General features: G+C 72.5%; 18 protein-coding genes and 3 pseudogenes. 11 read left to right on the top strand and 10 right to left on the bottom strand.

Annotation, left to right across the window (positions count from 1 at the left end; translation table 11 throughout):
• Nucleotides 1–669 precede the first annotated feature (669 nt).
• Nucleotides 670–1,254: a transposase gene (locus AB0L59_RS01605; RefSeq protein ID WP_365578064.1), complete on the top strand. Its 585-nt coding sequence runs from the start codon at nucleotides 670–672 to the stop codon at nucleotides 1,252–1,254.
• A 467-nt stretch (nucleotides 1,255–1,721) separates the two neighbouring features.
• On the opposite strand, the gene AB0L59_RS01600 is transcribed toward AB0L59_RS01605, so the two are convergent.
• Complete coding sequence (locus AB0L59_RS01600) at nucleotides 1,722–2,138, bottom strand: hypothetical protein (protein WP_365578062.1); 417 nt, start codon at nucleotides 2,136–2,138, stop codon at nucleotides 1,722–1,724.
• An 80-nt stretch (nucleotides 2,139–2,218) separates the two neighbouring features.
• Here AB0L59_RS01600 and AB0L59_RS01595 point away from each other — a divergent pair.
• The 3 genes and pseudogenes from AB0L59_RS01595 to AB0L59_RS01585 form a co-directional block, all read left to right on the top strand.
• Nucleotides 2,219–2,594 (top strand): annotated as a pseudogene (locus AB0L59_RS01595) (HAD family hydrolase); the annotation flags it as partial.
• A gap of 445 nt (nucleotides 2,595–3,039) precedes the next feature.
• Nucleotides 3,040–3,657: a hypothetical protein gene (locus tag AB0L59_RS01590; protein ID WP_365578060.1), complete on the top strand. Its 618-nt coding sequence runs from the start codon at nucleotides 3,040–3,042 to the stop codon at nucleotides 3,655–3,657.
• A 408-nt stretch (nucleotides 3,658–4,065) separates the two neighbouring features.
• Entirely contained in the window at nucleotides 4,066–4,215 is a 150-nt protein-coding gene (locus tag AB0L59_RS01585) for a hypothetical protein (protein WP_365578058.1), read from the top strand.
• 303 nt (nucleotides 4,216–4,518) lie between these two features.
• On the opposite strand, the gene AB0L59_RS01580 is transcribed toward AB0L59_RS01585, so the two are convergent.
• Complete coding sequence (locus AB0L59_RS01580) at nucleotides 4,519–4,836, bottom strand: hypothetical protein (protein ID WP_365578056.1); 318 nt, start codon at nucleotides 4,834–4,836, stop codon at nucleotides 4,519–4,521.
• A gap of 319 nt (nucleotides 4,837–5,155) precedes the next feature.
• Here AB0L59_RS01580 and AB0L59_RS01575 point away from each other — a divergent pair, with 319 nt between their 5' ends.
• Nucleotides 5,156–6,115, top strand: a complete 960-nt coding sequence (locus AB0L59_RS01575) for a D-2-hydroxyacid dehydrogenase family protein (protein ID WP_365578054.1) — start codon at nucleotides 5,156–5,158, stop codon at nucleotides 6,113–6,115.
• 189 nt (nucleotides 6,116–6,304) lie between these two features.
• The gene (locus AB0L59_RS01570; RefSeq protein WP_365578052.1) at nucleotides 6,305–6,628 is read left to right on the top strand and encodes a chaplin; all 324 of its coding nucleotides are present in this window, start codon (nucleotides 6,305–6,307) and stop codon (nucleotides 6,626–6,628) included.
• A gap of 80 nt (nucleotides 6,629–6,708) precedes the next feature.
• On the opposite strand, the gene AB0L59_RS01565 is transcribed toward AB0L59_RS01570, so the two are convergent.
• The 8 genes and pseudogenes from AB0L59_RS01565 to AB0L59_RS01530 form a co-directional block, all read right to left on the bottom strand.
• Nucleotides 6,709–7,575, bottom strand: a complete 867-nt coding sequence (locus tag AB0L59_RS01565; protein WP_365578050.1) for a tyrosinase family protein — start codon at nucleotides 7,573–7,575, stop codon at nucleotides 6,709–6,711.
• The gene (locus tag AB0L59_RS01560) at nucleotides 7,559–8,053 is read right to left on the bottom strand and encodes a tyrosinase cofactor (RefSeq protein WP_365578048.1); all 495 of its coding nucleotides are present in this window, start codon (nucleotides 8,051–8,053) and stop codon (nucleotides 7,559–7,561) included. The genes AB0L59_RS01565 and AB0L59_RS01560 overlap by 17 nt, the downstream gene beginning before the upstream one ends.
• A gap of 145 nt (nucleotides 8,054–8,198) precedes the next feature.
• Nucleotides 8,199–8,714 (bottom strand): hypothetical protein, encoded by a 516-nt coding sequence (locus tag AB0L59_RS01555; RefSeq protein WP_365578046.1) that lies wholly within the window; start codon nucleotides 8,712–8,714, stop codon nucleotides 8,199–8,201.
• Nucleotides 8,715–8,830: 116 nt separating this feature from the next.
• Nucleotides 8,831–9,414, bottom strand: a pseudogene (locus tag AB0L59_RS01550) (vitamin K epoxide reductase family protein).
• Entirely contained in the window at nucleotides 9,414–9,905 is a 492-nt protein-coding gene (locus AB0L59_RS01545) for a DUF5949 family protein (protein WP_365578044.1), read from the bottom strand. Before AB0L59_RS01545 ends, AB0L59_RS01550 begins: the two are co-directional and overlap by 1 nt.
• A gap of 164 nt (nucleotides 9,906–10,069) precedes the next feature.
• On the bottom strand, nucleotides 10,070–10,360 hold the full coding sequence (locus AB0L59_RS01540; RefSeq protein WP_365578042.1) for a hypothetical protein: 291 nt from the start codon (nucleotides 10,358–10,360) through the stop codon (nucleotides 10,070–10,072).
• A 207-nt stretch (nucleotides 10,361–10,567) separates the two neighbouring features.
• Nucleotides 10,568–11,353, bottom strand: coding sequence for a hypothetical protein (locus tag AB0L59_RS01535; protein ID WP_365578040.1), 786 nt, complete (start codon nucleotides 11,351–11,353; stop codon nucleotides 10,568–10,570).
• Between the two features lie 169 nt (nucleotides 11,354–11,522).
• Complete coding sequence (locus AB0L59_RS01530; RefSeq protein WP_365578038.1) at nucleotides 11,523–11,762, bottom strand: chaplin; 240 nt, start codon at nucleotides 11,760–11,762, stop codon at nucleotides 11,523–11,525.
• A gap of 214 nt (nucleotides 11,763–11,976) precedes the next feature.
• Between AB0L59_RS01530 and AB0L59_RS01525 the strand changes: the two genes are divergently transcribed.
• The 5 genes and pseudogenes from AB0L59_RS01525 to AB0L59_RS01505 form a co-directional block, all read left to right on the top strand.
• The gene (locus AB0L59_RS01525; RefSeq protein WP_365578036.1) at nucleotides 11,977–12,261 is read left to right on the top strand and encodes a hypothetical protein; all 285 of its coding nucleotides are present in this window, start codon (nucleotides 11,977–11,979) and stop codon (nucleotides 12,259–12,261) included.
• 53 nt (nucleotides 12,262–12,314) lie between these two features.
• Nucleotides 12,315–13,484: a glycosyltransferase gene (locus tag AB0L59_RS01520; RefSeq protein ID WP_365578035.1), complete on the top strand. Its 1,170-nt coding sequence runs from the start codon at nucleotides 12,315–12,317 to the stop codon at nucleotides 13,482–13,484.
• The gene (locus tag AB0L59_RS01515; RefSeq protein ID WP_365578033.1) at nucleotides 13,481–14,899 is read left to right on the top strand and encodes an exopolysaccharide biosynthesis polyprenyl glycosylphosphotransferase; all 1,419 of its coding nucleotides are present in this window, start codon (nucleotides 13,481–13,483) and stop codon (nucleotides 14,897–14,899) included. Before AB0L59_RS01520 ends, AB0L59_RS01515 begins: the two co-directional genes overlap by 4 nt.
• 3 nt (nucleotides 14,900–14,902) lie before the next feature.
• Nucleotides 14,903–16,264 (top strand): O-antigen ligase family protein, encoded by a 1,362-nt coding sequence (locus AB0L59_RS01510; RefSeq protein WP_365578031.1) that lies wholly within the window; start codon nucleotides 14,903–14,905, stop codon nucleotides 16,262–16,264.
• A 28-nt stretch (nucleotides 16,265–16,292) separates the two neighbouring features.
• A pseudogene (locus tag AB0L59_RS01505) lies at nucleotides 16,293–16,763 on the top strand (hypothetical protein); the annotation flags it as partial.

Here is a 16,763-nt window from a genome sequence, read left to right as displayed (position 1 = left end):
GTCCTGTTTCTGCACAGCACTCAGCGAGGCGTCGGGGAGATCACCGGAAGTCTTTCCTCCGGTGAATACGCGGCTAAGTTGGCCGTGGCATGCAGACCTGCACCGGCTAACAAACAGGTCAAAGCCCCATGCAGGCGGAAGTAGCCGCCCTCTTCTAAGCGCTTGGCCGCAGGTTCGAGTCCTGCCGGGGGCGCCCAGCCTCAGCCCTCCCAACGGGAGGGCTTTTTCCTGGTCAGGGCCCGTTTCGCTCGACACGGGTCAGCCCCGGACACCCCCTTGGTGATCAAGGACGGGGTCCGGGGCTGTCCGGCCGTCACCGGGTTTTCGCGGGTGGCCGTGTCACATGCGTGTCGAAGTTCTCGACCGGTGGAAGATCAGCCAACGCCCGGCAGCTGCCCGTCGACGCATCGGGCGAGGTCTTCAGGTGCACGGCGACGCTGTTCCCGGCCCACTCTGCCACCTGCGCGGGGACGCCGTCCTTGAGCCACTTCGTCAGGCGCGTGTTCCGGTTGTCGTAGGCGCGCCGCCCGGTGGGCGACTCGTAGACATGCGTGGGCAGTACGGCCCTGCGTGCGGTGCGCCGCGCCCGGCGGATGACAGAGCCGGCGAGGATGCCGCCGAACTCACCCTGGAGAGCGGATCACCCGACTGGAGCTGTTCGCCGGCGATGTGCTGCCGCAGGATGCGCGTCAGGCCGGACGCCCCGGCACCGTGCGTGTCTCGCCCTCGGCGCGGCCCTTCAGGTCGCGCTGCCCGTGGACCTCCTGCGTGTCGGTCCATTGCTTCCCGGCCTCCGGAGTGGCCGTACGGATCAGCAGCCCGCACCACTGGAGATTGCGCTCAAGGCAATCACCCGCCCGTCCTTGGGTGTTGATCCTTTCTGCGCATCGAGAGCATGAAGGCCGCCGTCACGGACGCCCGGCATCGAGCCGGTGTCGGGCCGTTTCGTTCAGATCATCCGATCGCCGACCGGATGTGCCGTTGACTGACGCGCAGTGGGCGCGGATCGGGCCGTTGCTCCCGGACCGGACGCCGAAGTGGGGCAGCCGCTGGCGGGATCATCGTGAGGTGATCGACGCGATCGCCTTCGGGTTCCCGACCGGAGCGCAACCGGAACGCAATGGGTGCACCTGCCGGAGACATGCGGCAACTGGCGAGGCGTTTCGACCGGCTGTGCGTGTGGGCCGTCGACGGCACCTGGGAACGGGTGTTCATCACGCTCACGGCAACAGACCGATGCTGCGAGTGACCTGAACCGGGCCGTCTCCGTGGACTCGACGATCGTGCGCGCCCACCGGGATGGGACCCAGGCCCGCAAAAGGAGCCCCGGCCGGTGAGCCCGACGACCATGCCAGCGGCCGGTCCTGCGGCGGGCCTACTGCAAGGATCCGCCTCGGGGCCGACGCCCGTTGCCGACTGCCGGCCTTCCATCTCACCACCGGACAGGTCGGCGACGCTCCCGCCTTCACGCAGGTCATGCACGCCCGTGTGTCCCCTGACGGCGAGCACGGCCCCGCCCCAGTCCGACGTCGTCCTGGCGCGTGCTCCTCCCGCGTGGCGAGTACCGTGCCCCCAAGCGGCGCGATCCCGTCGGGCGGTGCGTCGACCGCGTGAAGCACTGGCGGGGCGTCGCCACTCGCTCCGAGAAACCGCGGCCATCCGCCTGGCCGGGCTTCACGTCGCGGGCATCCTTCCCTGGTCCGCCGGTGATCCGATCGAGACTACGATCTGGCGATCTCTTGCCGGAGCTGGTGCGTGAAGCGGCGCAGGAGGTCCAACGTCTCTCGGAACTCGGCCCTGCGATCGTCCCTGCCCTCGGTGGGCCGGGTGCTCCAGACCCGGCGCGCGAGAGCATTGGCGAGATCGACGGTTTCGCTGGCGCAGAGCAGATAGAGGGCCGCCCGCGCTTCCTGCATCCGGTTCACCACCTCGTTGACCCCAGGACCGTCGTCACCCAGTCGTGTTTCCTTCAAGTGGTCGAGTAGCAGGACTACAGCTGTGGTGAAGTCGACCCCGGCTTTGAGTTTGCGTTCACGGAGCCACATACGGCCCTGTCGGCTCGCGGTGAACCAGGAACCGAACACGACACCCATCAGTCCGAAACCGGCCCCGATGGCCACGGACAGGATGTTATCCACGGTCAGCTCCCCCCCGACGAAAAGCCGATGCCAGGCTACAGACGCCGTCGGGGCGCGACACTCGATGAGCCTCCCTCCACCGGCCGCGCGAGGAAGCCGCTGCCACCTCCGCGGCACTGGGGCGTCCGGCCGGCACCGCTCCGGTTCCGGTCACTGGGGGCACCGCGCGCCTCAGCCCGGCTCGCCGACGAGGTCGGGATCACGGACATGCGTGCCGGGCTGCTTCCGCAGGACGAGGTCGCAGCGGTCAAGGAGCCGGAGCGGACCGGCCGGGAGGCGCCCGTGGTCGGCGACGGGGTCAACGACGCCCCCGCACCGGCCGCCGCTCGCACCGGCGTTTCCCTGCCGCTGGGCGTTGCCGGGCACGAAGGCTCCACGGTCGTCGTCGGCCTCGACGGACTGCGCCTGCTTGCCGACCGAGCTTGGAGCCGTCCCCGTGCCGGGCTGAACCGGTGAAGTCGCCGTACCGCAACGGCAGCTCCGAGGCATGCCACGGTCGTTGCTGTACAGCGGCGGACTGACCTGGCTGTCCGGTCCACGGCCACTGCCGTCAACGGCGATCAGCCGGACGAGCACGCACGTCCCCAGCGCGGCCCTGGCAGCCCGCCGGCCGGTGATCGAGGGCGCCGCGCACACCACGACCCACAACCTCACCGGGACACGCCGGACATGAACGTCGAGCGCTTCGCGGCTACGCGCGCGTGACCGGCACTGGTGTCGTCGCGTCGGGCTCGGGCGAGGCCGTCTCCTTCACCCGTCCGGCCACGACTTGAGCCGCGATACCTGATTGGGCTCATGCCGTCACACCTGGGACATGCCCGGAATGCCAGTAATGAGAGCTGCCGATACGTTCGTCGAAGATCGGTCGTCCGGCCGACGCCCGTCGACAGAGAGAAGCGACATGCCCACGCGTACTTTTGCCGTGGTCGCCGCCGGAGCAGGCGCGACCGTTCTGGCAGCCACCGGCATCACCTACGCCCTGACCACCGGATCCGCCCCGGCGTCCCCGGCTGCCCACCGGGCGGCGAAGCCCGTCCACCGCGTGGTCCAGCCCGCACACCGGGCGGCCCGGCCCGTACAACGAGCCGCTCCCGCCGCGGTTCCCTCGGACGGCGGGAGCGGAGGCGGGGGCAGGAACGAGGGCCGTCACGGCGGGGGACGCGGCTACGGCCACAGGGACGGCGGGAGGATCTACTTCAACGAACGTACGTACTCCGCCTCCGAAGAGGGCTGCATCACCGCGGCCAGCGGACCCGGCGCCAACAGCTTCAGCGTCGTCAATGACAGCTGGAAGGTCGTCGAGGTCTTCCGCGGCTTCAACTGTGACAACGGCGCCCCGGTCGCCACCGTCGGCCCCCACGGCAGGACCTTTGGCGTGGTGCCCCGCACCGACCACGGGGACGCATTCGACCCCGACGGCGCGTTCGGGTTCGGCGGCGCACTCGGTCTCGGGGGCCTGTTCGGCGACGACGGCGTCGTGGGCAGCTTCCAGGTGATCGACTACCACGACGCGTGGTGACAGCAGAGGAGGGAGACGGGAGTTCGCGGACCCGCTCGGGCACGGGCGACGTCCGCCGGTCACCGGGAACGGCCGACGGCGGCCGATCACCGGTCCGGTCGGCACTCACGCCCGCGCCGCGGTTCGTCGGAGGTCGTCGCCTGCGGTGGGAAGTCCCCTCGCCCGGTCAGGCGACACACGCAACGTCTGCTAGTCGGTCTCCTTCGGCGCTGGATCGACGAAGATGACTCGACCGTTCCTGCCGTTCTTGCCTCTCCTGCCGGGATGCCCCCGCCTGCCGTGATGACCGTGCCGCCCGGGCTTTCCCGTCGGGCCGGTGGGGCCGGCCGGACCGGAGGGGCCGGAGGGGCCTGGCGGACCGGGCGGGCCCTGCACGGTGCCGCCTCCCTGGAGCTCGATGCGCCGTGCGTGGAGTTCGTCGAGCTGCTGTTGGTGGGCGATGAGCGCAGCCGACTGCGCGACGAGCGCGACGGCCAGCACCGCACCGAGCACAAGGCGGCGCCGCGGGCTACGCAACACCTCGTTTACGCTTCTCACATCGTTCCTCACGCTGCGTGACGGCAAGAGTCTAAGTGTCGAGGACTTGGAGGAGGTGGACCGCCGCGTCGGCTGTCTGACCAGGGCGAGCGAGCACGTGCAACCGCGGCGAAGCCCCCGCGGAAGGTCACGGGAGGCTTCGCCCACCGAGGCAGTCCACCACCGGCCTGGCCGCAACCCGTGGCGGCCGGCCCTCTCACCGGGTCATCCGTACCGGTGGGTCATCCGTCCGGCCGGCACTCACGCCGACGCCGCTGTCTTCCGGTGCGCGGCGCAGGAGCCGCCCGGGGATGCCGCCGCCGCGTTCCCACCGCGGTCGAGGGGCTAGCTCGACGCCGGCGGGGCGACAGCGTCCTTGCCGTCTTTCCCGTCCTTCCCGTCGCGGCCGTTCTGGCCGTCCTGCCCGTCCTGCCCGTCCTTGCCCTGCGGACCGATAGGACCGGCCGGACCGCGGGGACCGGCAGGGCCGGACGGGCCGGAGGGACCGGGCTCGACTTTCTGCTGCAGGTCGATGGGCTGCACCTGCAGGTCGTCGATCTGCATTTGTTGGGAGATGAGCACCGCCGACTGCGCGACGAGCGCGACGGTCAGCACTGCAGCGAGCACATGGGGGCGCCGCGGACTACGCAGCGCATCAATCACGCTTCTCACATCGTTCCTCACGCTGAGCGACAGCCACAGCGTAGATGACGCGTCTCGGGACGGCTGGAACGCCGCGCGGGCCGGCGCCGGCCACCGACGGACTGTTGCCGCGCATACCGCCGAACGGGCCTTCGTCGCGGCTCTCAGGTCACTCGTCACAGCCGACGGTCGGTCAGGTCCTGCGCGAAGGTCCCCGTGAAGGAATGGATCCACGTGTTGTTTCCTTGCGGTAAGTGCCTCCTGTCGCCGCGTCAGGCGCCTCTGCCCCAAGCGGCGGGAGCAGCCGTTGACGTCGCCGTGGGTAAGGGAGAGAGAGGACATGCGACTTCGCTGTGCGGTGCTGGACGATTTCCAGGGTGTGGCCATCGAGTCGGCCGACTGGTCGGTGATCGAGGACGAGGTGGAGGTCGTCGCGCTGCGCGAGCACCTCGCCGACGAGGACGCCCTGGCCGCCGCCCTCGGCGACTACGACATCGTGGTCACCCTGCGTGAACGCGTCCCGTTCCCGGGGTCGTTGACCGCCCGTCTGCCACGGCTGAAGCTGCTCGTCGCCTCAGGGATGCGCAACAGCGTCATCGACTACGCCGCCGCCGAGAAGCACGGCGTCACCGTGTGCGGCACCGACAGTTCGGGCATCCCGCCCGCCGAGCTGACCTGGGCGCTGCTGCTCGGGCTGGCCCGCGGAATCGTCGAGGAGAGCACCGCGCTGCGCACGGCCGGTCCCTGGCAGTCCACCGTCGGCGCCGATCTGCACGGCGCCCGGCTCGGTGTGCTCGGGCTCGGCAGGATCGGTGGCCGGGTGGCCCGGGTCGGGCTCGCCTTCGGCATGCGGGTGAGCGCCTGGAGTCCGCGCCTGACCAAGGAGCGCGCCGCGGAGCACGGTGTCGAACTTGCGGCGTCGAAGGAGGAGTTGCTCGCCGACAGCGACTTCGTCTCCGTCCAGGTGCCCGGCGGTGACAGCACCCGCGGCCTCATGGGCGCCGCCGAACTGGCCCTGATGAAGCCGACCGCCTACCTGATCAACACCTCCCGGGCGTCGGTCGTCGACCAGGACGCCCTGCTGGCCGCGCTGCACGAGGGCCGCATCGCGGGCGCCGGCGTCGACGTCTTCGACATCGAGCCGCTGCCCGCCGGCCATCCGATGCGCACCGCGCCCCGCCTCCTCGCCACGCCCCACCTCGGCTATGTCTCGCGGGCCAACTACAGGACGTACTACAGCCAGGCGGTGGAGGACATCCGCGCCTATCTGGCGGGCTCTCCGGTACGGCGGCTGCCCTGAGACGGTTCGTCGGCCGGACGGTTCGGCGGCCGAACCGGGCCGGTACGGCGGCTACCCGATACGGCCCCACCTGGGACGGAAGGGTGATCCCCGAACGATCACCGTGACCCCCTTCGCCCCGCGCCGTTGAAGGGGAAGTGCGGCGGATGGACTACCGCTGCGCTTTCCGAGCAACAAAAGGAGAACGTGATGTCTCGCATCGCGAAGGCAGCCGCCGTCGCTCTCGGCACCGGTGCCGTGGTGGTCAGCGGGGCCGGGCTGGCCATGGCCGACGCGGACGCCCACGGCGCGGCCGTCGGTTCGCCCGGTGTGCTGTCCGGCAACCTGATCCAGGTCCCGGTCAACATCCCGGTCAACGTGTGCGGGAACACCGTCGACGTGATCGGCCTGCTGAACCCGGCCTTCGGCAACGCCTGCGTCAACAAGGGCGAGGGCGACAAGGACGGAGACTCCGGCTACGGCAAGAGTGGCCACATGAAGAGCTGGCACAAGAAGAGCGGCTACGGCAGCTGATCCGAGCCCCCAGGCGAGAGCCCCGGCACTCCGAGCGCCGGGGCTTTCCCGTGTCCGCCTCATGGGCGGGCCGGAGGGGCTCAGGCGTACCGGTAGATCCCGCTCAGGTCCTCCAGCTGGTCCGGCGTCTCGTCCCACGGCGGCAGCTTCTCGTGTCGGCCGACGACCCGGTGGTACTGGTCGTCGGCGGGGCCGGGCGGCTCGGCCGGCAGGTAGCGGTGTTCGGGGTGGGCCCGCTGCCAGCGCTGCCACTGCAGGTCGAGGAAGGCGTGGTGCAGCCAGAACACCGGGTCGTTGACGGACGCCCCGCCGAGCATCGCGCCGCCGACCCAGCGGTGCACCCGGTTGTGGTTGTGCCAGGAGGCGCTGCCGCTGCCCCGCCCCCAGCCCTCCAGCTTGTTGCGGAAGCCCCGGGTGACGGTCGAGTCCCAGGGCCGGACGTCGTAGACCGGGTCGTCGAGCGCCCACTGCAGCTCGCTCCTGGTGGGCAGCTGGATGGGGTCGGCGGCGCGGCCCAGGTCCCGGGTGAGGTACGTGGCGTCGGTGACGCCCTCCTTGAGGGTCCAGTGGCCCGCCCCGTAGGAGAACGGACCTGTCGTCACCCGCCGGTCGGAGCGCCGCCCGTTGCCGCCGAGCAGGTCCAGCGTCCAGGGCACGGACGTCGTCGTACGGTCCCGGGTCCAGTCCCAGTACGGCACCGTCACCGAGGAGTCCACGCGGCGCAGGGCCCGCTCCAGCTCCAGCACGAACCGGCGGTGCCAGGGCAGGAAGGACGGTGACATGTGCGCGGTGCGCAGCCCGGTCTCACCGTCGGGGGTGTAGAAGTCGACGTGCATGCGCACGAACTCGTCGTACTCGCCGCGCCGTTTGAGTTCCAGCAGCGCGTTCACGAACCGCCGCCGCTCGCTCGGGGTGAGCGTGCCGACGTCCTTACGCACGTACGCCATCGGGTCCTCCCCTCGCATGCCCCATGCCCCCCGGGTGTCCCCCGCCCCTCGGTTCCGGCGCCGGGTCGCGCAGCAGTCTGCCGGGGCCGATCTCGTCCACGGCCGCCCGCGTCGCCTCCAGCGGGGTGCGGTACGACGTGTAGTGGTCGACCATGCTCAGCCAGGTGCCGTCCGCCCGCCGCATCAGGTGCAGCGGGCGCCCGTCGACTGTGATCCGCCAGTCGCACCCGGCCGCCCTGCGCCCCCCGGCCGGCACCGCCACGCCCTTGATACGGCGGCCCCGGTAGGTCTCGTCGAAGGAGGTGGCGTCGGCGCTCCGCACCGGCGGCGCGGGCCGGGAGGCGGCGACGGCCGGGGCCAGTCCCAGGGTGGCGACGAAGGCCAGCAGTCCCCGTGTCACCCCTCTGCGCGACGGACCGGCCGCCCCCGATCTCCGTTGCTTCGCAGCCACCGCCACAGCGCCGACGCCGACGACCATCGCTCGCTCCTCCGTGATCGGATGTCCGTGATCGGACGTCCTTGATCGGATGTCCGTACCGGCTAACCGGTGCGGGGCACGGAGGGTCACCGTCCGCAGGGCCATCCGGTGGGCGGACGGCTGCTGTCGGGCACCGCTGCGGTCGCTATTTCCCCGCTCCGGCGCCCAGGTTCGCGTCCGCGACCGTCTGGACGACCGGGGCGAGCAGGCTGATCTCGGGCTGCTTGAGGGCGGGCAGGCCGAAGTTGTCCGGGTCGGGCGCGGTCAGGGGCGCGTCCAGGTTCAGGCCGGGGCCGAGGGTGCGCAGGTCGGAGGCGGGGGCGTCGATGCCGACGTGGTCGAAGCGGTCGCCGAGGACCTGTGGCAGCGGCGCGTCGAGGACGGCGCCGGGCAGCGCACCGTTGAGGGGCGTCTGGGGCAGGGTCCGGTCGGGTACGAGGCGCCCGGTGACGTAGCGCGGGCCGTCGGGGACGCCCGGGGTGAGCACCGGAATCTCCAGGCCGGCCTTGGGGACCTCCGTGCCGAGTGCCCCGGAGACGCCCTCCAGCGGCACCGGGACGGGGACCGTGCCGACCGCGGCGGCGGGGGTGGCTGCGGTCCCCACGGCGGCCGCGGCACCCGCGATGACGGCGGCAAGGGTTCCTCGGGTGGTCGACTTCATGTCAGGTACGGTGCCTTTCAGGATGCGGGGGTTCGACGTCCGTACCGCGTAACGAGCCGGAAAACGGTCTCAGTTCACAATTCGCCCGACTGCCGTAATAGTCGGCTCGTCACTCATCAGCTCGTCCAGAAGTCCCACCAGCGGGTCAGGATCAGCATGCCGATCACGCCGATGTGCAGGAACGGAAGCACCCAGGTGAATTCGGCGAGGAAGCCCTTCAGCCACTCCGGCGCGGGAAGGAAATGGTTTCCGACGATCAGTGCGGTGGCATACCAGAAATCAGGATCGTGGCGACCCAGGCCAGGCAGCACCACAGGCACAGCGCGTTGATCCGGTACAGCGACTCGAACTGGAGCCAGGAGACGAACCCGACGCCGAACAGGCACCCGGCCTCGAACAGCAGCCAGTACCAGCCGGGGAAGCGGGCGCCGGCGAGGAGGCTCATGCCGACGCAGATCACGATGCCGTAGGCCACCAGGCCCAGCATCGGATTGGGGAACCCGAACGCCGCGGCCTGGGGGCTCTTCATCACGCTGCCGCAGGACACCACCGGGTTCAGGCTGCACCCGGGGACGAAGTTCGGATTCTGCAGCAGCTCGAACTTGTCGAGGGTGATGACCCAGGAGGCGAGCAGTCCGGCCACGCCGGTGAGGACCAGCAGCAGACCGAAGCCCCTGCCTCCCGCGGGGGTTCCGGGCATCAGCCGCGCAGGCTGGTGGCCGGCAGGACGATGTGCGCGGCGGCCGTCAGCGTCTCCTCGGCACCGGCGAACGCGGCCAGGTCGGCCGGTTCGACGGGCTTGCCGGGCTCGCCCACGGGCCAGGCGCGGGTGGTGAAGACGAGGTAGGCGAAGCCGCGCCGGGCGACGGCGGCGAGCCACTCCGGCGGCGCGTCGGCCTGGGCGACCAGCCGCGGCATGCGCAGGACGGCCTGACCGGCCTCGACCAGCAGGCTGACGGGCAGGCCGGGCCGGCCGGTGCCGTCGACCAGGTCGCCGCCGACCGGCAGCCCGTTGCTCGTCAGCAGGTCCTCGACCGCGGCCGCGGTGGCCTCGGGGCCGCCCTCGGCGTCACCGAGGGAGTAGGCCAGCAGGTACGGCATGTCGGCTCCGTCGGGGGCCTCGCCGCTCCAGGCCAGGAGGACGAGCGTGCCCAGGTCGGCGGACCGGATGTCACTTGAGGTGGAGGTCACCGCGCGACCCTATCGGCGCGTCCACGCACCGCCGGGCGGCTTCTCACCCTTCCGGACCAGTGCCGTTCACCGCTCCACACGATTGAGGGAAGCGGACCGGGAAACGCCGAAGGCCGGTGCCGCGGCTGCGGTACCGGCCCCGGTGCGAGCGGGTGGGCGGAGCGTCAGCTCTGCAGGGGCAGGCCGCCGAGCAGCGGGTTGTGCTGGTTCAGTGCGCCGGTGGCGCGCTTGACCGCGTTGAGCACGGAGTGCTTGTTCTCGGTGTTGAGCGCGTTCGACTGGTGCTTCAGCGGCATCGCGTCGTCGAGGGTGATCGGACCCTTGGTGAGCTGGTTGACGGCGCCGTTGAGGCTGGTGGGCGTCACGTCGGCGGCGTTGTAGGCGAACGCGGGCGCCGCAACGCCGGCGAGGGCCACGGAACCGGCAACTACAGCGGCAGCCTTCAGGGACTTCATCGTGTTCCTTTCTTCGGCAACTCACGTCACCCCAGGGAATACTGACGCCCTGCCTAACGAGGTCCCGCCGGGCCGGAAACCCTGCCCCGAGAAGACATATGAAATCCCCGAGAACGGGTCGTCGGGAAATGGGTCTCGGCCGTCGCACCCGGGGGGCTCGCGACGGCCGAGACCGATGAGGACACCCGGGACGTCCGGGCGCCCGCGTCACCCGGTCGAGGGCAGGCTGGGCAGCGAGGGCACGGCCGGCAGCGAGGGCAGGGCGGTCAGGCTCGGGGCGGGCAGGTCACCGCCGAGGAGAGTGGTCGTCAGCAGGTTGACGAGGCCGTTGACCACACTGGTGGCGGACGAGACCAGCTGGTCGAGGTCGCCGGTGACGGCCTTCAGCAGATTGTCGACGGCGGTCTGCAGGGAGCCGAGCGCGTCGTCGGTGAGATCGCGGGCCGAGGGCGGCTTGCCGTCGTCACCCTGCTTCGCGGCGGCGGGGACGGCCGGGGTGGCGGGCAGGCCGGGGGTGCTGGGAGCCGACGGCTTGGCGGGTGCGGGCGGCTCGGCCGGCAGCGAGGGAGTCGCGGGCGCAGGCGCGATCGGGGTGGCGGGAGCCACGGGGGCCGCCGGCGCGGCGGGGGCGGCCGGCTTGGCGGCAGCCGCGGGCGTGGCCGGCGTGTTCGGCTTCGGTTCGGCCGCCGCGGCCGCGGCGATGGCCCTCTTGGCCGCCTCGCCGAGCACCCGGGCCTGGTCCGGGGACAACTTGCCCTGCTGCAGGGACACTTTGAGCAGGTCCACGACCGGCTGGAGGACGGAGCCGGTGTGGTCCAGGGTCCTGACCTGGGCGAGCAGCTTCTCCGCGCCGGGCACGGCGCCCCGGGAGGAGGCGGCCTGGTCGCGCTCTCCCGCCGAGTCGGCGGCGACGGCTGCCGGGCCTGTGATGGCGACCAGGACGGCGGCGCAGAGGGCGGTGGACGCGAGACGCCGGGCGGGCAGACCATGCATGGGGCTTCCTTTCGGTGAACATCGGGACCTGTGCCCACCGTGAGTTCACCGGTAGCGCCCCGCAACCGCTCGACCACTTCCGTGATCCATCCGGGCGAGTGCAAACCGGCCGTCCACCCGCGGCTGATCGCGCAGGGCGGCCGGCCGGCCGACGGGTTGCGCCCCGACGTCAGTCGTTGACGCAGGTGTTGCCGAAAGCCGGGTTCAGCAGGGCGATGACGTCGACGGTGTTGCCGCAGACGTTGATCGGCACGTGGATCGGGACCTGGATGACATTGCCCGACAGCACGCCCGGGGAGTTGGCGGCGGCGCCGTGCGCGTCGGAGTCGGCGGAGGCCATACCGGCGCCGCCGGCAACGGCCGCGACGGCGGCGGAGGTCAGGACCAGACCCTTCGCGATACGCGACATGGAGAGGTGCTCCTTGGGATCGACACAAACATCCGGGCGGATGCCCGGCTCTGTGTCAACGCACGCCGGCATCCGGGGTTGCGCGGCCAATGGGGTGATGTACCGAAAGGGAGACTTTCACGATTCCGACACACTTGTCCTGTTTCTCCGGATTAATACGTATAGCCATTAGAGTTGGGGCCTCTCCAGGACGTGCGAAAGGGCACCGCCGGTCATGCGCAAGTTCCTCGGTCCGCTGCTGTGCACGACGGCGGGCGCCCCGCTCACGCTCTCCCCCGCGCTCCGGCGCAGGCCCGTCGTACCGGGCGCCACCGCCGGTCCGACGGACGACGTACCGAAGTCCGCGGCCGGTGGACCGGGTGGGGTACCGGCCCGGCGGATCCCTGCCCACTCCCACACGTTCGGCCACGACTTCGACGGGTCCGGTGCCGGCCCGGCTCCGCTGCGCGCCGGTGACCAGCCGGGCTTCCGGCTCGTTCCCCACCACACACCGGTGTGAGGCGCGTTCCCGACCTCCGTCCCGAGCGCCCCCATGAGCGAGGTATCCCGCGAATGCACCAGTCAGCACCCGACCCTCGGCCACGGGTCCTGCACCTCGCACAACCCGTCGACGGCGGCGTTGCCCGGGTCGTTCTGGACCTGGTCGAGGCCCAGCTCAGGGCGGGTCTCCAGGTCACGGCAGGCTGCCCCGGCGGCGACCTGGCCGCGCGCCTGCGGAAGCTGGGCGCCGACGTGCGGGACTGGCGGGCCGCCCGGTCACCGGGCCCCGCCCTGCCGGGCGAGGTACGCCGCCTGGCACGCCTGATCGACGAGGTGCGGCCCGAACTGGTGCACGCACACAGCGCGAAGGCCGGCCTGGCCGCCCGGCTCGCCCTCCGCGGGCGCGTCCCCACCGTGTTCCAGCCGCACGCCTGGTCGTTCGAGGCGGTCGACGGCCTCACCGCGGCCCTCGCGGTGCGCTGGGAGCGGTGGGGGGCGCGCTGGGCGGACCGGGTGGTGTGCGTCAGCGAGGCGGAACGCCGTACGGGGCTGCAGGCAGGCGTGCAGGCCGTCTACACGGTCGTCCCGAACGGCATCGACGCCGACCGCTTCTCCCCCGACCCCCTCGCCCCGCCGCCTCCGCAAGCCGTCGACGGCGAAGGCCCCCTGGTCGTCTGCGTGGGCCGGCTGTGCCGCCAGAAGGGCCAGGACGTACTGCTGCGGGCCTGGAATGACGTACTCGGTACCGTGCCACGGGCCCGGCTCGTGCTGGTCGGCGACGGTCCGGACCGCGAGATGTTACAGCAACTCGCGCACCGCTCCGTACAGTTCGCCGGCGCCGTCGCCGACCCCGTGCCCTGGTACCGCGCCGCCGACCTGGTCGTACTCCCCTCCCGCTGGGAGGGCATGGCGCTCGCCCCGCTGGAGGCGTTCGGCTGCGGCCGGCCCGTGGTGCTCACCGACGTCGGTGGCGCCCGCGAGAGCCTGCCGCCCGCCCTCGCCGCCCGCTGCCTGGTCCCGCCGGAGGACCCCGCCGCGCTGGCCGAGGCGGTCGCCGGCCTGCTGTCCGACCCGCCGCTGCGCGCCGCGCTCGGCGACCAGGGGCGCCGGCACGTCCTGTCCACGCACGACGTACGGCACACCGCCGAACGGATCGCGGACCTCTACCGCGAACTGCTCGGCACCGCCCGAGAACCAGCACCGCGCGTGCCCTCCGAGCGCAGGGAGCCCATCCACTCGTGACTGCCGAAAGTACCGTCCCCTCCCCCGGCGGGCAGCCATGGGACCACGGATTCTCGCCCGTCTCGGTGCTGCCGGCCCGCGCGGCCGGCGGCTTCCGGTTCCCGCTCGGCCGGCCGCCCGCGCGGCCCGCCTCCCCGCTGCCGCTGCTCGTCGCCGACCTGGTCGCCGCGCTGGCGGGCGCGACCGCGCTGGACGCCGCCGGCCGACCGCTGCTGGTCGCCGTCCTGGTGTGCGGCGCGCTGCTGCTGCGTCCGCACGCGCCCCGGCCGGTCCCCGGCGTCCTCGACGAACTGCCCGCGGTGTGCGGCCGGATCGCGGTGGTCTGGCTGGGCCTCGCCACGCTCCTCGCCGCCTACGACCCCGACCGCGCCCTCGGCACCCGCACGCTGCTGCTGGGCTGGGCGCTGCACGCGGCGGCGGCCTGCGCGGGCCGGGGCCTGGTGCACTGGCGGCGCCGGGTCGCGCTGCTGCGCCGCCCGCGCACCGCCCTGCTGATCGGGCCCGCCGAAGCCGCGCAACGGGTGGCCGCCGCGCTGCTGCGGCACCCGCGCTGCGGGGTGCGGCCGGTCGGGGTCGTGGCCGAACGCCCCGGCGGTGGAACCGGATTGCCCGTGCTCACCGGTGGTGAGGAGGTGGAGCGTGCGCTGATCCAGAACGGGGTGCGGGTGGTGCTCACCGTCGCCCCCTCCGTACGCACCGCGCAGGGCCCGCTGCTGCGGGCGCTCGCCGAGTCGGGCTGCACGGTGTGGGAGCTGGACGCGGACTGTCCGTCGTACGAGATGCGCGAGCAGCTCGCCGGGTTCGCCGTCCGGCGGCTGGACCTCGGCTCGCGGCGGCGCGGCAGCCTGGGCAAGCGGCTGCTGGACGTGCTGGTCTCCGGGACGCTGCTGCTGGTGGTCAGCCCGGTGCTGCTGGTGTGCGCGGTGGTGCTCCGGTGCACCGACGGGCCCGGCGTGATCTTCCGTCAGGAGCGCATCGGCAAGGACGGCCGCCCCTTCACCCTGCTGAAGTTCCGCACCCACCGCCCGGCCGACGAGCACGAGGCGGCCACCCGGTGGAGCGTGGCCGGCGAACTCCGGATGAGCCCCTTCTGCCGCTTTCTGCGGCAGACCTCGCTGGACGAGCTGCTCCAGCTCTGGAACGTCTTCTGGGGCGACATGAGCCTGGTCGGCCCGCGCCCCGAACGGCCTTACTTCGTAGCCCAGTTCAGCCAGGAACATCCGGGCTACGCGGCCCGGCACCGCATGCAGACCGGCATCACCGGGCTCGCCCAGATCCATGGGCTGCGCGGCGACACCTCCATCGAGGACCGGGCCCGCTTCGACAACGCCTACATCGACAACTGGTCGCTGTGGCAGGACGTCTGCATCCTGCTGCGGACCGCGGCCGCGCTCGTGCGCTCGACGGGGAGCTGACCGATGACCCTCGCCCTGCCGCTGTGCCGCCCCGCCCGTCTCTCCCCGGTGCTGCCCGTGGTGGCGGTGGTCGCGCTGCTCGCGCTGCCGGCCGCGCCCGGCGGCGAGGGCGGCGCGGGCCCCGCCGACGCGCTGTCCGCGCTGGTCGTCGGCTACTGCGCCGTACGGCTGCTGCGCGCGCGCCGCCGCCCGCTGGCCCGTACCGCCGCCCTGGTCCTCGCAATGCCCGTGCCCGGTCTCGCGCTGGCGGCGATGAACGCGGTGTCGCCGGGTGCCGGGATCACCGGCCTCGGCCGCTACCTCCAGATCTTCGTGCTGGTCCCCGCCGCCGTGGTCCTGCTCGTCCGCGACCGGCGCGATCTGCGGATGCTGGCCTGGTCGTTCGTGGCGCTCGCGGTGTACCAGGGCGCGATCGGCGTGCACCAGTACCTCACCGGCACCGGCGCCACCTACCAGGGCCAGGACATCCGCGCGGTCGGCACCTTCGGGCCGTCGGACGTGATGGGCATGGCGACGGTGGTGTCGTTCGGGCTGGTGTGCGCGGCGGGCCTCGCGCTGGGCCGCGGCACCCTGCGGGTACGCCTGACGGCCGCCGGCTGCGCCGCCGCCCTGCTGCTCCCCGTCGCGGTCTCCTTCAGCCGGGGCGCCTGGATCGCCACCGCCGTCACGCTCACCGCCCAGCTCGTGCTGGCCGGGGTGCGCCGGGCGCTGAAGGCGGGCGCGGTCCTGGTCGCCGTGTGCGTGCTGCTGATCGGCGGGTTCGGGGTGGGTACGGCGATGCTGCAGGAGCGGATCGACAGCATCACGCGGGTCACCGACGCTCCGGACCAGTCGGTCACCGACCGGTACACGATGTGGGCGGCGGCGACCGACATGTGGCGTGCACACCCGCTGACCGGCGTCGGTCTGAAGGGTTTCCCCGAGTACCGGGACGGACACGCCTCCCTCGCCCTGTCCTCCGGCAGCGACACCGGGGGCGCGGGCGCCGCCTATCGCCGGCAGCCGCTCCTCTCCCCGCACAACATGTACCTGCTGGCCCTCGGCGAACAGGGCCTGATCGGGCTGGTCTGTCTCGCGGGCGGCTGGCTGGCCCTGCTGGTGTGCGCGCTGCGCGGCCTGTGGCGGGCCCGCACCGCGGGCGGGCGTGGCCTGGACTGCGCCCTGGTCGCCTGCGGGCTGCTGGTGTGGCACCTCGTCGACTTCGTGTACGCCGACATCGGCGGCCCCTCGACCGTGCTGACGGCGGTCTGCTTCGGCCTGGCCGGCTGGTGGGCCCTGGTGGGCGCCGGTGAGACCACCCCCCACGCGAGCACCGGCACGCCGAGCGCGCCGACAGCGGCCATGGAGGAGGCGGCGCTGCGATGACGCTGTTCCGTGGGGCGTGGAACTGCGGGTGGTCCGGAACGCGCGGCGCGGAGCCGCACCGCAGGCGCAGGCCGACGCGCCCCTGGTGCGAGAGCCGCAGGCCGCCGCGCCACTGGTCCGGGATGCGCGGACCGACGCGCCACTGGTGCCGGAGGCCGACGCGATGACGAGCCCCAGGACCAACGACGTACCCGAACAGGAGAGGGCCGACTCGGTGTCCCGGCAGGAGACGGCTGATGCGATGCCCCGGCAGGAGACGGCCGGCGCGATGCCGCTGCCGGTGCCGAGCCGCCCCGGGCCGGAGACAGGCGACGCACAGTCCCGGCCGGAGCCGAGCCGTACCTTGCCGGCACCGGCCCCGGCCGCGGACGCGGCCCCGGATGCGGGCGGCCCGACCGTCCCTATGACCCGGCCGCCCGTCCCCGACCACACCGCGCCGACCCCGACCATCGCTCTCGGGTCGTCCCCCCTCATCGGTACCCTCCCGGCCCCGACGGCC

The organism is Streptomyces sp. NPDC052109, from assembly GCF_040680195.1.
Classification (GTDB): Bacteria; Actinomycetota; Actinomycetes; order Streptomycetales; family Streptomycetaceae; genus Streptomyces.
This window is presented reverse-complemented; position numbering and strand designations above follow the sequence as displayed.

Bases quoted from the DNA above. Each gene is read 5' to 3' on its own strand.
- AB0L59_RS01590 (WP_365578060.1), top strand. From the start codon at position 3,040: ATGCCCACGCGTACTTTTGCCGTGGTCGCCGCCGGAGCAGGCGCGACC.
- AB0L59_RS01575 (WP_365578054.1), top strand. From the start codon at position 5,156: ATGCGACTTCGCTGTGCGGTGCTGGACGATTTCCAGGGTGTGGCCATC.
- AB0L59_RS01570 (WP_365578052.1), top strand. From the start codon at position 6,305: ATGTCTCGCATCGCGAAGGCAGCCGCCGTCGCTCTCGGCACCGGTGCC.
- AB0L59_RS01565 (WP_365578050.1), bottom strand. From the start codon at position 7,575: ATGGCGTACGTGCGTAAGGACGTCGGCACGCTCACCCCGAGCGAGCGG.
- AB0L59_RS01560 (WP_365578048.1), bottom strand. From the start codon at position 8,053: ATGGTCGTCGGCGTCGGCGCTGTGGCGGTGGCTGCGAAGCAACGGAGA.
- AB0L59_RS01555 (WP_365578046.1), bottom strand. From the start codon at position 8,714: ATGAAGTCGACCACCCGAGGAACCCTTGCCGCCGTCATCGCGGGTGCC.
- AB0L59_RS01540 (WP_365578042.1), bottom strand. From the start codon at position 10,360: ATGAAGTCCCTGAAGGCTGCCGCTGTAGTTGCCGGTTCCGTGGCCCTC.
- AB0L59_RS01535 (WP_365578040.1), bottom strand. From the start codon at position 11,353: ATGCATGGTCTGCCCGCCCGGCGTCTCGCGTCCACCGCCCTCTGCGCC.
- AB0L59_RS01530 (WP_365578038.1), bottom strand. From the start codon at position 11,762: ATGTCGCGTATCGCGAAGGGTCTGGTCCTGACCTCCGCCGCCGTCGCG.
- AB0L59_RS01525 (WP_365578036.1), top strand. From the start codon at position 11,977: ATGCGCAAGTTCCTCGGTCCGCTGCTGTGCACGACGGCGGGCGCCCCG.
- AB0L59_RS01520 (WP_365578035.1), top strand. From the start codon at position 12,315: ATGCACCAGTCAGCACCCGACCCTCGGCCACGGGTCCTGCACCTCGCA.
- AB0L59_RS01510 (WP_365578031.1), top strand. From the start codon at position 14,903: ATGACCCTCGCCCTGCCGCTGTGCCGCCCCGCCCGTCTCTCCCCGGTG.